We start from the raw sequence: 15,455 nt of genomic DNA on the forward strand, positions 1-15,455 counted from the left end.
GTTTACCATCGAAATGAGCGAGCTGCGGCCTATCGAGACTGCATGTCTCTGACGAATTGGACATATGCTTCGGCATTCTGCGCGATATGCTCCTCCGATGGGGCGTGCGAGGTGCCGTACAACGCAAAAAACGGCCGGTAATCGGCGTGGCAGTAGTCGAATGTGGTTTCAAAGGGCGCGAGCAATTCCTTGAGCGTGTACCGATATCTGCCTTCAGCGCTGTAGTCGGGCTGCGCGATACCCGCGCTGACGGCCAGTGCAACGGGCTTGTTGCGCAGCGCATTTCCGCCCACGCCGTACGCCCAGCCGTGGGTAAGCACATCGTCGAGCCACTGCTTCACCAGGGGCGGGCAGTTGAACCAGTACAAAGGAAATTGCAGGATGAGCGCGTCATGAGAGTCCACGAGGCGGCGCTCGCATTCGGCGTCGATCTGGCCGTCCGGGTATGCCTCGGCGAGCACATGCACATCGCATAGTTCGCCGTGCCGGCGCAATGCTTCGACCCAGTGCCGGTTGATAACTGATTCGCCAAAGTCGGGATGCCCTACGACCACCAGTGCTGCCATATGAGAAGCGCCTTTCTTGCGCGACGGATGCTGCTGGCTCTAGTATAGTGCGTACGTACGTACATTAATATGTTAGGATGAGGGCTATGGGAAAAGACTATTTCGCGGGTGACTCTCGTTCGAACCGCGAACGCATGCTCGCCGGAGATCTCTACATCGCCGAAGACCCGGACAATGCGCGGCTGTCGCGTCGGGCCACGCAGCTGGCCGATTTGTACCATCGCGCGTATGTCACGAACGAGGACGAATCGCGGCATTTCCTTGAGGAGCTGATTGGTGACTTGGGCGAAGGCGCGTATGTCAAGCCGCCGCTGTTCGTCGATTATGGCGAGAACATCACCATCGGGGCGCGCACCTTTATTAACTTCAATCTGACGGCGCTGGATGTCGCGGCTATCACGATAGGCGAGGATTGCCAGATCGGACCGAACGTGCAGCTGCTCACTCCGCTGCACCCCATCGACCCGGAGCCTAGGCGCGACAAGCTCGAAGCGGCCAAGCCGATTGCGATTGGCGACAATGTGTGGCTGGGCGGCGGCGTCATCGTATGCCCCGGAGTGAGCATCGGCGAGAACAGCGTGATTGGCGCGGGTTCCGTGGTGACCAAGGATATACCGGCGAATGTGGTGGCGGTCGGCAACCCCGCACGAGTGATTCGCCGAATCGGGGAGGCAGCCTGAAATGAACGCGAAGCTGCCCGCAAAGGATAAGACGTCTGCGAATGGTACTTCTGCAGATACAAAGCGTTCCGTGAAGCGTTCCGTGAAAGCCAAGCGTTCCGCGGATGTGGAATTGTCGGCGAAGGCGGCATCGGGCCGCAAGAACCACAAGGCTCAAGCAGAAAAATTGATTCGCACAAGCAGCGCAGTTCATGAAGGCAGTGTAGCATCGGATTCTCGAACGCGCCGCTTGCGGCGTACCGACCCTGGGCGGCGTGATCGCATCATCGACAGCTGCTTGGACGTCATAGCGCAGGTCGGCGTGGCAGGCGCGTCGCATCGCGTGGTCGCCAGGGCCGCCGATGTGCCGCTGGGCTCGATGACCTACCATTTCAACGGCATGGATGAGCTGCTGCGCGAGGCATTCACCCGCTTCGCCAACAGTGTCGCCGACCGCTTCGAACGCCGCATGGCGCAAGCCAAGGACCTTGATTCGGCCCGGGTCGCGGTCGTCGCCATCATCACCGAGGACATATTCTCCGGTCCGCGCGAGCAGGTGCTCACCCACGAGCTGTACACGCTCGCGGCCAGAGACCCGTCATTCCGCGCCATTACCACGGCATGGATGCGCCGCAGCCGCGCCGCGCTGGAACAGTTCTTCGACCCCGAAACCGCACGCATGCTCGACGCGCTCATCGAGGGCTTGAGTATCCATCGTGCCCTCGATCAGCAGCCGCGCGGTGCCAGCGAAGTCGTGGAAGCAGTCAACCGCATCACCGCTATCGCAGTGGACTGAAACCCAAGCAGGCCAAGGCAAGCTCTGAATAAACAGCAGGGCATAAGGGGCATATCGTTGTGTTTCTCGCTGTATAACGCACGAATCTGCACAGTAGTGGGAAACGGATGGACAGACAGGCAGACTGCGGCTAGGCTGCGCTGTCATTGAGGTCACGCTGTGTTTAAGTTGCACTGCGTCTGCACTATGGTGGTGAATATGAACGAAACGCAGCGAACGTTGCCGACGACGATGCCGGCCCAACATGCCCAGCAGGCCCAATCCGCGCATCAGGGCGACTGGCGGCCGCTGTCAGTGTCCGCGCGGCTTGGTCGGCTGCAATTCCACAATTCGGGCAAGTTCCGGGTGCTGCAATTGGCGGACATCCAGGACGGGCCCAAAGTTGACAAGGACACCATCAAACTGATAGGTGCCTGCCTCGACGCTGCGCGGCCGGATGTCGTCGTGTTTTCGGGCAATCAGATCGCCGGCTATGACACCGCGTACGCCGCGACCTTCCGCAAGCGTCGCTGGACTGTGGCATGGAATCGGGTCAGGACGCAGAATGCCGATCGCTTTGCCGCCGACTTGGAGCATACGCGGGGACTGGTGCGCTCGCAGATCGCACAGTTTGTGCAGCCACTTATCGATCGTGGAATTCCGTGGGCCGTGACCTATGGCAATCATGACTTTCAATGCGGTCTCGACAATGCGGAATTGGACGCAATCTACCGCGAGTTTCCCGGCTGTCTGAATCCCGAGTCTACGGCTGCAAGCCCCGGTCATCCGCGCATTCAGCCCTCGTCCGGGCTTCCTGAGCAGCGGATTTTCCCATGTGAGCCGGGCACCTTCGCGCTGCCCGTGCTGGATGCGGAGCGTCGACGTGCCGTCATCGCCTTGGTGCTGCTGGACTCGGGCGATTACTCGCCGCTGGGCGGTTACGGTGTGCCATCCGACCGGGCGCTGACCTTCCTGCATTCGATTTCGGGTCTGCTGGGCGTGCGCTCGATGGTCTTCCAGCACTTCCCGCTGCCGCAGCATTACGAGCTGCTCAAGGAGGTGCTGGCCACGGCCGACCATGCTGTGGAAGGCTACCGCGCCTTCGCGGGGCATCATTATGTCATCGATGAGACCAAGACGCTGCCTGGCAGCTACCTCGGCGAAGGCGTGAGCTGCCCGGATCACGACTGCGGGGAATTCGACCTGATGAAGGACGGCGAGGGATGCTTCGCGCTCAGCGCCGGGCATGACCATCGCAATCGCTTCGTTGGCACGCTCGACGGCATCCTGCTGGCGGCGACCCCGACCTGTGGCTTCGGCTCCTACGGTCCTGCACCCGCGCAGCGCGCCGCCCGCCTGTTCGAATTCGATATCCGCCACCCCTTCGCCCCGCGCACGCAGCTGCTCGAATTCGGTGAGCTGGTCGGCAAACCAAGCAATCGCAAGGCCTATACCTACGCGCTCAACGACACGGCGGCCTCGCCGGGGGAGACGATGGACCTGCTGCGCAAGCCGGGGCTGGTCTCGCGCATCGCCAAGCGACTGCGCGGTATTGGTCAGTGATATCAGTAGTGCCAATAGTGTCAGCAGCGCAGGGCGGCAATGACGAACTCGCAATAGTAGAACTGGAATGAAAGGGCCGCCCCTCTCCAAGGCAGCGGCCCTTTCATTCCAGTTATTGCAAGTCTGTCACCGCATGTCTAGCGATTGACGCTGGCCTTCATGAGCGCATCGGTCAGGTACTTGCCTGCGGTCATCACGAGCGGCGCGTAGCGACGGCCCGGCGCGGAACCCATGCGACCGGAGGGGCCGGAGATGGAGATGGCGGCGATGACCTGCCCGGAAGCGTTGCGAATCGGCGCGGAAATCGAGCACACGCCTTCTTCGCGCTCGTTGATTGACTCGGCCCATCCGCGTTTGCGCACGGCGGCGAGACGGCTGGCCGTGTATTTGGCGTGAAGCAGCCCCTGATGCAGCCGCTCCGGATCCTCCCATGCCATCAAGATCTGCGCTGCCGAGCCAGCCTCCATCGAAAGCATCGCGCCTACGGGAATCGAGTCACGCAGCCCACTGGCCCGCTCCACGGCGGCGATGCATACGCGCTGGTCGCCCTGACGACGATATATCTGCGCCGATTCGCCGCTGCGGTCGAGCAGCGTCTGCAAAATAGGCCCGGCGGCAGTCAACAGACGGTCCTCGCCGGCGGCTGTGGCTAGCTCTGCGAAACGCGAGCCCAGCACGAAGCGCCCGTGCGTGTCGCGCAGCACGAAACGGTGTCGTTCCAAGGCAATCGCCAGCCGGTGCGCGGTAGGGCGCGCTAGACCGGTGGCCGCGACCAGCTGGCTGAGCGTCAACGGGCCCGATTCCAAGGCGTCGAGGATCTTGACGGTTTTGTCAAGCACGCCGACTCCCGAATGGATCTCTCCGTCATCCACGTGGGCAGCCCCGGTCGCGCCGTGGCCGTTGCGCGCGGCATCATCGTCGATCTGCGCATCGAACTCGTCGGTGTTGGTGCTAATAGAAGTCATATTCGGATTATGCCATCTCATATTTCGAAACGCAAAAGTCCGTGCGCGCTGCAAGCTCGCATACTCGGTTGTGGAAGGGCTGTGTTCAGACGCACAGCCGAAATGTTTTCAGGCGCAAAACCGTGTATGGCGAGTCCAAAAGGAGACTACATGGGAACCACATTGGCTGAGAAGGTATGGGCCGACCATTTGGTGCGGCGGGGAGAAAACGGCGCCCCTGATCTGCTGTACATCGATCTGATGCTGATGCACGAGGTGACCAGTCCCCAGGCGTTCGAAGGGCTGCGGCTCGCCGGTCGCAAGCCGCGCCACATCGACCAGCTCATCGCCACCGAGGATCACAACACGCCGACGGTCAACATCGACCGCCCCAATCCGGACAAGACCTCCGCACTGCAGCTGCAGACCTTGGAACGCAACTGCAAGGAGTTCGGCGTCCGTCTGCACGGTTTGGGCGACGCCGATCAGGGCATCGTGCACGCCTTCGCGCCGATTCTGGGACTTACGCAGCCCGGCATGACCATCGTGTGCGGCGATTCGCACACCTCGACGCACGGGGCTTTCGGCGCGCTGGCCTTCGGCATCGGCACCTCCGAGGTCGAGCATGTGATGGCGACGCAGACCCTTTCGTTGAAGCCTTTCAAGACGATGGCCATCAACGTGGACGGCGAACTGCCGGCTGGTGTTACTTCGAAGGACATCATCCTTGCGATTATCGCGAAGATTGGCACCGGCGGCGGCCAGGGCCATGTGCTCGAATACCGTGGCGAGGCGATTCGCAAGCTGTCGATGGAAGCGCGCATGACCATGTGCAACATGTCCATCGAGGGCGGTGCGCGTGCTGGCATGATCGCGCCGGATGAGACGACGTTCGAATATCTCAAGGGTCGTCCTCACGCTCCTGAAGGCGAGATGTGGGATCAGGCGCTCGAATACTGGAAGACGCTCAAGACCGATGACGATGCCGTGTTCGATAGGACCGTGAACCTGAATGCCAGCGACCTCGCGCCGGTCGTGACCTGGGGCACGAACCCCGGCCAGGGCCTGCCGATCACTGCGAATGTGCCGGTGCCGGAGCAGATTCCGGATGCCAATGCGCGGGCTTCGGCCACGTCGGCCATCGAGTACATGGGGCTGACGCCGGGCATGCCGATCAAGGATATCGCGGTCGATACGGTGTTCATCGGCTCGTGCACCAACGGCCGCATCGAGGATCTGCGCACGGCGGCGAAGATCATGAAGGGCCACCACAAGGCGAAGTCGATTCACCGCGTGCTGGTCGTTCCTGCCTCCTCGCGCGTGCGGCTGCAGGCCGAGCAGGAGGGACTTGACAAGGTCTTCACCGATTTCGGAGCCGAGTGGCGCAACGCCGGATGCTCGATGTGCCTAGGCATGAACGCGGACAAGATGGTGCCGGGCGAGCGCTCGATTTCGACTTCGAACCGCAACTTCGAAGGCCGTCAGGGCAAGGGTGCGCGCACGCATCTGTCCTCGCCGATCGTGGCCGCTGCGACTGCGATTCGCGGCACGATCTCAAGCCTGGAAGATTTGTAAAGCCAGCTTTCGGCGGTGTGGCCTGCGGTTCTGGCGGGCGGTGGTTTTCGGCCTATGTGATTTCGGCCGATATGGTCTGTCTGACGAGAAAACCATTGCCAGCAGGCCGTATGGCTGGTAAGGATTGTAGAAGAGGATTCGCGCGGCGCGTTTGCTGGACTGGACAGGGAATCGGGCAGATTCGATTTCGGCTGGTTTCAGCTAGATAAAACTGCGAAACGGATACGTCAAAGGACGTGGAGATTTATGGAAAAACTTACTGTGGTGAGCGGTGTCGGCGTGCCGCTTCGTCGTTCGAATGTGGATACGGACCAGATCATCCCGGCCGTGTTCCTCAAGCGCGTGACCAAGAGCGGCTTCGACGACGCGTTGTTCTATGCGTGGCGGCGCAACCCCGAGTTCGTGCTCAACCGTTCGGAATATGCGAATGGCAAGATTCTGGTCACGGGGCCGGACTTCGGCACCGGCTCGTCGCGTGAGCACGCCGTGTGGGCCTTGCATGACTACGGGTTCAAGGTCATCATCTCGCCGCGCTTTGCCGACATCTTCTACGGCAACACCGCCAAGAATGGCGTGCTGGCTGCAATCATGCCGCAAGAAAGCATCGAGCTGCTGTGGAAGCTGCTTGAAGAGGAGCCGGGTCGTTCGATGACCGTGGACCTCATCGAGCGCACCGTGACCTGCGGCGACGTGACGCTGCCCTTCGAAGTGAACGACTACACGCGCTGGCGCCTGATGAACGGCTACGACGACATCGACCTGACCTTGCAGCACGAGGACGATATCACCGCCTACGAGAAGCTGCGCGCCGAGCGCTTCCCCTTCAAGCCCAAGACCCTCCCCGCCAAGCACATGCCCGAACACCGCATCGCCTCCGCCAGAGAACAAGATGAGGGTGAATGGTCGGGACCAATCAGTGGACAGCGCGGTGCGCTGTCCACTGGTCCCGAGCTGCGCCGCGATCTACGAGCGGCGTAGCCAATATTGAGCCCGCCGCAGGCGGTCCCTAATTGCAGGACCAGGGCCGTCATTGAGATAGGCGGGCTCGGTGAGTCTGCGCGTAGTCAGTCATTGTCTATGCCGCAGGCGGTCCCTAATTGCAGGACCAGGGCCGTCGTAGTTATGGGCGGCCTGGTGTCTGCGGGTACCGAGTATTGCATAGTATGCGATTAGTGATTGCAGGACCGGGACCGTCATTGAGATGGATGGTCTCGATGAATCCACGCATAGTCAGTCATTGTCTATGCCGCAGGCGGTCAAAAATTGCAGGACCGGGACCGTCATTGAAATGGGTGGCCTGATGTCTGCGCGCACCGAGTATTGCGTAGCATGCGATTAGTGATTGCAGGACCGGGACCGTCATTGAGTTGGATGGCCCCGGTGAATCTGCTCACAGCCAGTCATTGTCTCCATCAGACCCATCCTCTGCTGTTCGTAGCGCCGTTCTCCTATACTGGTGCAAAAATCTATAGGAGTGTGTCATGGCCGAGTATGCCGAGCCGTTCTACGATGTGAACCTTAGCTATGCCGAGAACTACGAGCGGGGCCCGTTCGGCGCATTCGGCGGTGTGCTTGCCGAACAGTCGTCCCAGCCTACCGGGTCGTCTGTATCCGAACACAGCGTGAACTTCCTCGGCTTCCCAGTCAATCTGCCTTTCGGTATCCCCGCTGGCCCGCTCCTTAATTCGCGATTCACCACGGCGGCGTTCCGCATGGGCTTCGATCTTGCCGTCTATAAGACCGTGCGTACCCGGGCTTGGGACTGCAATCCTTTCCCCAATGTGCTCTCGGTGCATCCACGTACGAGCACGCTGACTCCGGGCGACGCCGAACTGGACGAAGGCGTGCTGGCGGACAGCCGCTTCGAGCGGCCATTGTCAATTTCCAACTCTTTCGGCGTACCCTCGCGCGACCCGGACGAATGGCAGCCGGACATGCGTGCCGCCATCGCTGCAGCAGGGTCTGGGCAGCTGCTTATTCCCAGTTTCCAAGGCTCGCGGCATGAGGGCATGACGACGAGCGAGTACATCGCCGACCATGTGACGGCTGCCAAGCTGGTTCGGGAAACCGGGGCGCAGCTCATGGAGATGAACACGAGCTGCCCCAATGAAGGCCGTAACCGCTTGCTGTGCGATGACCCGCGCTTGGTTGGCGAAATCACGCAGGCTGTGAAGAACGAGATCGGCGACATGCCGCTGATCATCAAGCTGGCGTATCTGCCCAGCGATGAGGCTTTGGAACGCATGGTGCGCGAAACCGCCGCGCACGGCAGCGTGCAGGCGTTCGCGACGATCAACACGGTTTCTGCGAAGTTGGTCGACGGCAAGGGCAATCAGGCGCTGCCGGGCGAAGGGCGCGAGCGCAGCGGCGTGTGCGGCTCGGCCATTCGCAGCGCCGGGCTGGACATGGTTCGTCGACTCGCCGGTATGCGCGAGCGGCTGGGACTTGATTTTGCGATTATCGGCATCGGCGGAGTCATGGGTCCGGCAGATTATCAGGCATATCGCTCGGCTGGCGCGGATGCGGTGATGAGCGCGACCGGTGCCATGTGGGACTGTGAGCTGGCGCATCGAATTAAGGGCGAATCGGCGCAGCAGTAATGCAAGCGGCAATATAGCAAGGAAACTTAGGTGGGGCTGCGGCCCAGGGTGTTGTATCACAGGGAATGACTGCGCTCGGCGTTGCATCCCTGTGGTATCGCGATGCTGGGTTATCTCAACACTGCAGCATTGCAACGCGTGCGGAAACGAGACAGCCTATCGGCGCGTGTCGTTTAGGCTGCGGGCGTATGTAGCGCATTTCACCAAGCCCCCACAAGCCTTGTGGCAAACTAAATGCTAGCGTTATATCCGCCCGCAAACCTGCGTGGGGAATGAAAGAGGACTGAAGAGTGGCTGAAGATAGCGAAGATGTTCTGCATGTGGTCGGCGGAAAACCGCTGAATGGCACCATCAAGGTGCGTGGCGCGAAGAATTTCGTCAGCAAGGCCATGGTGGCCGCGCTGCTCGCGCCGGGCGTGTCCGTGCTCAAGAACGTGCCTGAGATTCGGGACGTGCACGTGGTCTCCGATCTGTTGCGCCTGCATGGCGTGAATGTGGATGTCAATGGCGACAAGGGCATCGTCACCATTGACGCGACGAATGTGCAGCTGGCCGATGTCGCCGATGTCGACACGCTGTCCGGTTCCTCGCGCATCCCGATCCTGTTCTCCGGCCCATTGCTGCACCGGCTGGGCGAGGCCTTCATTCCGCAGCTGGGCGGCTGCAACATCGGCGGCCGGCCGATTGACTTCCACCTTGAGACGCTGCGCAAGCTGGGCGCGAACGTCGACAAGGAGCATCAGGACGGCATCCATATCACCGCGCCGGACGGACTGCATGGCGCAAAGATTCACCTGCCTTACCCCTCCGTGGGCGCGACCGAGCAGACGCTGCTCGCTGCTGTGCTCGCCGAAGGCAGGACCGAGCTGTCCGGGGCGGCGATCGAGCCGGAAATCATGGATCTGGTGGCGGTGCTGCAGAAAATGGGCGCCATCATCTCGGTTGACGTGGACCGCACCTTCCGCGTCGAAGGCGTCAAGGAGCTCAAGGGCTACACACATACCTCGCTGACCGACCGCATCGAGGCGGCATCCTGGGCTTCGGCGGCGCTGGCGACGCATGGCGATATCTTCGTCAAAGGTGCGACGCAGCCCGAGATGATGACCTTCCTCAACGTATTCCGTAAAATCGGCGGCGAGTTCGACATCACCGACAAGGGCATCCGCTTCTGGCACCCGGGCGGCGACCTGAAATCGGTCGCCCTCGAAACCGACGTGCACCCCGGGTTCATGACCGACTGGCAGCAGCCGCTCGTCGTTGCGCTCACCCAGGCCAACGGCCTGTCGATCGTGCACGAAACCGTGTACGAGAACCGCTTCGGCTTCACCAAGCCGCTGGTGCAGATGGGCGCGACCATCCAGCTTTACCGCGAGTGCCTGGGGTCATTGCCCTGCCGCTTCCAGCAGCGCAACTACAAGCATTCCGCAGTGATATTTGGGCCGACTCCGCTCGAAGGTCGTGACATCGACGTGCCCGACCTGCGCGGCGGATTCAGCCACCTTATCGCGGCGCTGACGGCCAAAGGCCCCTCAGACGTGCGCGGCATCAGCCTGATCGACCGTGGCTACGCCGACTTCCGCGGCAAGCTCACCGCCCTCGACGCCGCCATCGACTAACGGTGTTTGCGTGTCTGCACCTGTGCTGTTTTCAGGCGATTGGCGTTGAGACATTCGAGATACGGGGCATCCAAGCTGCATAGGGTGCCCCAATAAGCTGCCTTGGTTGCTATATGGTGCCACACAGATATATCGGATGCAGAATGCAGCATAAAACCTTCTGATTTGCATCTATTAAGCACTTTTTTCGTCAATTAAGCACATGCGAAAGTAGCCACAGTTTTATGAGGTGATGAAAACGTTGAAATTACGCCGTTTCTGAATAATCTATTTTCAGAGCATATGGGTAAAAACCATGCATAACCGAGAAATGTGCTTAATAGATTTCAAGAGCGGACGATATTGCATCGCCACAGCTTGCGGGCGAAGGACATGGGCGCAAGGAATCGCAATGCTCAATGGCCTGAACATCAGTGAACCGAATGGTAATGAACCTGGTTACGGCGAACCGGATGCCAATCTGCGGGGTTCCTGAATCTATTAAGCAGATTTGGCTCAAATTGAAGTTCTACGGAGGATGTTAAGAGGTGGGGCCTTTTTGAAAACGTTGAATTTGAGCCGTTTTGAGAGCAGGTTATTTTCCGGCTACTTTCGCAAGTGCTTAATTGACGAAAAAAGTGCTTAATCAATGAGGTTGCAGGGCAAATCGATGCATTTTGACTTGCCCCGTGCTTTTCGCTGCCCATCAGGGCGGAGTATTTCGTTTCGACTACGCACGTGAGAGTTCGGTCTTCGTGCGCTGCTTCACCAGTTCGGGCGACCGAACTGGTGAATGGCTTTGTCGGCCTGAGCGAGAGCGTCGGCAACCATCATCACGAAGTTATGCAGCGTTGTATCGCTTGAAAACACTTCTTTTGTTGCAGTGAAAACTTTCCATCCAAGACTCTGCAATCTGTTGCGTTTATAGAGGTCATAGGTCCAGCGGTCTCTGGTGTAGTGGTATTCCCCGTCGTATTCAATAATCACCTGCTGTTTGAGATAGGCCATATCTACTGAGAACTGATTGCTTTCAACGGTGTCGATGATGGTCGGGTTCACTTCCGGGATAGGGAGCCCGGCTTCGGGAAACTTGAGACGAATATAGGTTTCCTGAGGAGAGTCCGTTCCCTCGATGCTGAGGGGAAGAGCCTCTTTGCAGACTCGCACTCCGCGGAAAGAACCGATGCTATAGATGAAATCCGCCAAGTTATCATGAGTGGTCTGTTTCAAATCGGGATTGTTGCAAGTGAGCCAGTCCATGATTATGACCATCGAGTCGCGATCGCAGAAGGCACCCATCTGACATACTGCCTGCTCTACCGAAACTCCGGCGATATTGTCGCCGAACTGGGTATGGGTCATGGGGCGCGGCCATAAATGATTCTGTACGCCGCGCAGATGCGAGAGCCGTTGTTGCGAATTGGCTGTGACGTGCAGCAGCCTGCTGTCTAAAGTGCTGGGTACGTTGACGCTCATGCCGCATAATCTCAGAAGGGTGATGTGGCTAAAAATGAGCGTGCGCTTGGTTCGTCTGGCTGCTTCGGCGCAGGCCAGATGCTGCTCGCTGGCGAGTCGTTGCGCCTCATCGAGGGTGAAGAATGTGCTTCGGAAAGTCGTTTGCATGTTGGCATCATATGGGAGGTTGCTCGGTCGTGTCATGCGTATCGCGGTTATGTGGTCGAAGGCTTGAGGTTTCGACACGCCGAGGATTTTGTGTGTTCGAAGTCGGTTGTGCAGAGCGATTTCAGCGTTACGGAACGTCAGGAGACTGATGGTGGGAGTTGCCGCGCGCGGTATGGTGCGGCTCGGTTTCTGCATCAAAATGCGCGAACAGCGAACGGGCGCAGAGGGTCAGCGCGGCTATGGCGGCTGCGGTGACAAGCGCGATCCATAGCGGGGGCACGTGGTCGTAGGCCCAGCCGTATGCCATCTGTCCCAGCGGCATGGCGCAGATCGACAGGCTTGAAACCATCGCCATGACCTTGCCCGTGAGCGCTTCTGGGGTGCGCATCTGAATGGCGGGAATTGCGATGATGGTGGTGAAGCTGGCAGCGATGATCATGCCGCAGAACGAGGCGACGATCAGTGCCAGCCTGGTCCAACCGTTGAATGGCGCTGCGAACGCCGCTGCGCAGGGCAGCACGCATACGGCAATGGCGTAGCAGGCGACCGGGAATCGTTCGATGATGAGCTTCGAGGCCAGCGCGCCGGTGATGAAGGCGCCCGCGACTCCCGCGATGCCGACGATTCCCTCGCTGATGCCGTAGATGGTGGCGTTGAAGCCCAGCGTGGCGCGCACCATATAGGTGAAGCCGACGGAGCTGTTGCCGTTGACGAAGAAGTTGACGACGGTGGCGAACAGCATGAGCTTAAGGATGTTGGGTTGCTTGCGAATCAGGAACCGCAAGGCTTCCTTGATGTCTTCGATAGGCGTGGGCATGGCTGTGGGTATGTCCTTGGACGTATCTTCGTCGGTTGCGGTTGCGGCACCGTCGCGGTCTGCACGCCGTGGGGGCGCGAGGCGCAGAAAGCATTCGAGGACTGCCGTGGCGTAGAAGCCCGTGATGCTGATGATAAGCATCATTCGGATGCCGAATGCGGCGTACAGCACTCCGCCGGCGAAGGAGGGCAGCAGCGAAGTGAGCTGCTGAACCTGATTGACGATGGCCATGCCGCGGCGCATGGTCGTCTCCCCGGAATCGCGCAGCAGCTGGGGCAGCGCGGCTTGGACGGTCGGTGTTTCGAAGGCGCTGAGCACGGAGAGCGACACCATGAGCGCGCTGACCGCGACCATGCTGAATCCATTGCCTGCGGCGAACCAGACGGCTGCCAGCACGATGAAGGTGCCGGAAAGCGCATCCAGCGCAACCATGATGGTGCGCCGGTTGATGCGGTCGGCCAGCACGCCGCCGAATGGGGACAGCAGAATCGTCGGCACGACGGCTACAGCGAGCATCGAGGCGAAGGCCGAGGCTGAGCCGGTTTCGTCAAGCACCCACATCGACATCGCGAAGCGCAGCATCGTGTTGGCGAAGAGGGAGAGCCCTTGTCCCGCAACTAGGAGGATGAAGTTGCGGCTGGTGAGTGGGGAGTGAGAGGCGGGGCTGAGGTTGGGATTGAGACGTGACGATGCCATGATAATCCTTTCATACCGACCGACGGTATGTATAGAAGTGATGAAAAGATCGAGAATGAGACGGGAAGTTGAAAAGAAGGCTGGATTGGCGGAGGAATAACTGACGAGAGATCTGAGTGGCGGGAAATAGGCCGTCCGACGACCGAACCGACCGAACGACCGACCGACCGCCGAGAACGTTTACTGTTCCGTTGCGATCTGCGGCGCTTCTGTCGATTCGTTGCTCGGCGCGGCAAGCACGGCGATGCCGGTCATGAAGTCATCGATGAGCGCATCGTCGAAAACCGGCACATTGATGGCTTCAAGCATGGCTTCCAGACATTCGATACGGTGCCTCAGCTCGCTCGGCGTGCCGGGGAAGAAGTGCGGAATCAGCCAGTAGTTTGGCAGCAGAGCCAGCATCTGGGCCGCTTCGCGCGGGTATTGCGTCGGTGTGGAGCCATCGGCGACGCCCTCCTCGATATAGACGAGCAGCTGCTGCGAGAGCTCGTTGCCCCAATGCCGCAAGTTCGCGGCCAGCGTCGTGGGGTCGTCGAGCTGGGGGAGCAGGGCGCGGATGGCGGTGAGATGCTGCTTGTCGCGCATGGTGGAGCGCATGGTCTCCTGCAGTTTCTGCAGTCCGGACATCGTCTTGTCGCTGTCGAGGCGAGCGAAGATATTCTCGGTGAATTCCATATCCTGATTGCTCAGCGCGTCGAGAATAGCTTCTTTTGAGGCGAAATGGTGGTAGATTGCGCCTTTTGAAAGGTCGCCCAACTCATTGAGAATGTCTTGGATGGAAGTTTTCTCAAAGCCTTTCGCGGCGAACTGGGCTCGGGCTGCATCGAGGATGCGCTGCCGGGTGACTTCCGGGTGGGCATTGCGTGCCATAAGGCTGCTTCCTTTCTGAAACAAGGCTGCGCGGTGCGCGGCTGTTTGCCGGGCGGAGATGGGGCGTACGTATAAACGCCAGACGTCGGGTGCTGCTAACTGCAACTATACATACCGTCGGTCGGTATGTAAAATTGAGAGTGTCTCTGATGTCTTTGCGATTGTCTCGTGGCCACTTCTGCGGTTCGTTCGGCGCTTGCGGCACAATGGGGGCATGACTTCCAAAGGAAAACCGTCTCCACGCTCGGCTGTGAAACCCTTAAGCGATGAGCAGGTTCGTATACTCAACGAACGCCATCATCTGGTCGACCCGACGTATGAGCCGCCCATCCAAGGGCATGCGCCCAATACGGCTGAGATCGAGGCGCAGCATCCCAAAGGCACCAAGCGCCTGCTTGCCGGAGTGTCGGTCGTGATGCGGACGCACAGCAAAGTGCAGGCATGGGGGTTGGAGCATATCCCCGAAACCGGTGTGTTTATTACTGCGGCCTCGCATGTGACGATGTACGACGTGTTCGTGCCGATGATGACGCTGTTTCATATGGGCAGGCGGCCGCGGTTCATGGCGAAGGCGGAGCTGGGCGGCTGGCCGGTGATCGGCAAATGGTTCCAGCTGGTCGGCATGCAGCCGGTGCCGCGGCGCAGCGGCAAGGCGCGCGTTATCGAAGAGGAGTCCGTTAGGATTCTCACGTCTGGTCGCCCGCTGACGATCTGGCCGGAGGGCACGCTGACCCGCGATCCGCTCAAATGGCCGATGAGCATGAAGAACGGCGTCGGCATCATCGCGCTCGAGGCCTCGCGCCGATTGGGCCATCAGGTGCCGTTGTTCTGCGCGGTCACTTGGGGTGCGGCAAGCATCAACCACTGGTGGCCGTGGCCGCGCAAGAACGTCGTCATGTGCTACGACGCGCAGCTTGACTATTCCGATTTGCTTAGCGACATGGCTCAATGGGGCGAAGAACCACCGGCAGCGCTGGCCGATGAGCTGGCGGGGCGGGTGCGCGAGCGCATGGAAGCCGTGATGACTGAGATTCGCGGCGAGCAGCCGCCCGCCGAGGGATACTGGGACTTCCGCACGATGAGCCGAAAGCCGCGTTTATCCGCCTAACGACTCGGCAAGGTCAATGCAAAGTCAAGGCGGGCGGTAGCATAACAAGGCATAGATACGTCCG

At 60.0% G+C, this 15,455-nt stretch carries 13 protein-coding genes; 8 read left to right on the forward strand and 5 right to left on the reverse strand.

Annotated elements, in window-relative coordinates; translation table 11 throughout:
- Window positions 1-29: 29 nt before the first annotated feature.
- The gene (locus tag LKK40_RS06545; RefSeq protein ID WP_304309954.1) at window positions 30-566 is read right to left on the reverse strand and encodes an NAD(P)H-dependent oxidoreductase; all 537 of its coding nucleotides are present in this window, start codon (window positions 564-566) and stop codon (window positions 30-32) included.
- 86 nt (window positions 567-652) lie between these two features.
- Here LKK40_RS06545 and LKK40_RS06550 point away from each other — a divergent pair, with 86 nt between their 5' ends.
- The 3 genes from LKK40_RS06550 (at window position 653) to LKK40_RS06560 (ending at window position 3,563) form a co-directional block, all read left to right on the forward strand.
- Window positions 653-1,246, forward strand: a complete 594-nt coding sequence (locus LKK40_RS06550) for a sugar O-acetyltransferase (protein ID WP_304309955.1) — start codon at window positions 653-655, stop codon at window positions 1,244-1,246.
- 70 nt (window positions 1,247-1,316) lie between these two features.
- Window positions 1,317-2,021 (forward strand): TetR/AcrR family transcriptional regulator, encoded by a 705-nt coding sequence (locus LKK40_RS06555; protein WP_304309956.1) that lies wholly within the window; start codon window positions 1,317-1,319, stop codon window positions 2,019-2,021.
- 198 nt (window positions 2,022-2,219) lie between these two features.
- Window positions 2,220-3,563, forward strand: a complete 1,344-nt coding sequence (locus LKK40_RS06560) for a metallophosphoesterase family protein (protein WP_304309957.1) — start codon at window positions 2,220-2,222, stop codon at window positions 3,561-3,563.
- Window positions 3,564-3,700: 137 nt separating this feature from the next.
- On the opposite strand, the gene LKK40_RS06565 is transcribed toward LKK40_RS06560, so the two are convergent.
- Entirely contained in the window at window positions 3,701-4,528 is an 828-nt protein-coding gene (locus LKK40_RS06565) for an IclR family transcriptional regulator (RefSeq protein WP_304309958.1), read from the reverse strand.
- A gap of 150 nt (window positions 4,529-4,678) precedes the next feature.
- Between LKK40_RS06565 and leuC the strand changes: the two genes are divergently transcribed.
- From leuC to murA, 4 genes are all read left to right on the forward strand, one after another.
- A complete protein-coding gene (gene leuC, locus LKK40_RS06570; protein WP_304309959.1) occupies window positions 4,679-6,082 on the forward strand; it encodes a 3-isopropylmalate dehydratase large subunit in 1,404 nt (467 codons plus the stop codon).
- Between the two features lie 246 nt (window positions 6,083-6,328).
- Window positions 6,329-7,060 carry a 3-isopropylmalate dehydratase small subunit gene (leuD, locus tag LKK40_RS06575; protein ID WP_304309960.1) on the forward strand — a complete coding sequence of 244 codons (732 nt, stop codon included), beginning with the start codon at window positions 6,329-6,331 and terminating at the stop codon, window positions 7,058-7,060.
- Between the two features lie 503 nt (window positions 7,061-7,563).
- A complete protein-coding gene (locus LKK40_RS06580; RefSeq protein ID WP_304309961.1) occupies window positions 7,564-8,682 on the forward strand; it encodes a diguanylate cyclase in 1,119 nt (372 codons plus the stop codon).
- A 290-nt stretch (window positions 8,683-8,972) separates the two neighbouring features.
- On the forward strand, window positions 8,973-10,298 hold the full coding sequence (gene murA, locus LKK40_RS06585) for a UDP-N-acetylglucosamine 1-carboxyvinyltransferase (protein ID WP_152581239.1): 1,326 nt from the start codon (window positions 8,973-8,975) through the stop codon (window positions 10,296-10,298).
- A 744-nt stretch (window positions 10,299-11,042) separates the two neighbouring features.
- Here murA and LKK40_RS06590 read toward each other — a convergent pair.
- The 3 genes from LKK40_RS06590 to LKK40_RS06600 form a co-directional block, all read right to left on the reverse strand.
- Window positions 11,043-11,900 (reverse strand): DUF559 domain-containing protein, encoded by an 858-nt coding sequence (locus LKK40_RS06590; RefSeq protein ID WP_304309962.1) that lies wholly within the window; start codon window positions 11,898-11,900, stop codon window positions 11,043-11,045.
- Window positions 11,901-12,027: 127 nt separating this feature from the next.
- Window positions 12,028-13,413 (reverse strand): MFS transporter, encoded by a 1,386-nt coding sequence (locus LKK40_RS06595; RefSeq protein ID WP_304309963.1) that lies wholly within the window; start codon window positions 13,411-13,413, stop codon window positions 12,028-12,030.
- 180 nt (window positions 13,414-13,593) lie between these two features.
- On the reverse strand, window positions 13,594-14,283 hold the full coding sequence (locus LKK40_RS06600) for a TetR/AcrR family transcriptional regulator (RefSeq protein WP_304309964.1): 690 nt from the start codon (window positions 14,281-14,283) through the stop codon (window positions 13,594-13,596).
- 214 nt (window positions 14,284-14,497) lie between these two features.
- Here LKK40_RS06600 and LKK40_RS06605 point away from each other — a divergent pair, with 214 nt between their 5' ends.
- A complete protein-coding gene (locus tag LKK40_RS06605) occupies window positions 14,498-15,391 on the forward strand; it encodes a lysophospholipid acyltransferase family protein (RefSeq protein ID WP_304309965.1) in 894 nt (297 codons plus the stop codon).
- Window positions 15,392-15,455: the final 64 nt, after the last annotated feature.

Source organism: Bifidobacterium tibiigranuli, from assembly GCF_022655035.1.
Classification (GTDB): domain Bacteria; phylum Actinomycetota; class Actinomycetes; order Actinomycetales; family Bifidobacteriaceae; genus Bifidobacterium; species Bifidobacterium tibiigranuli_A.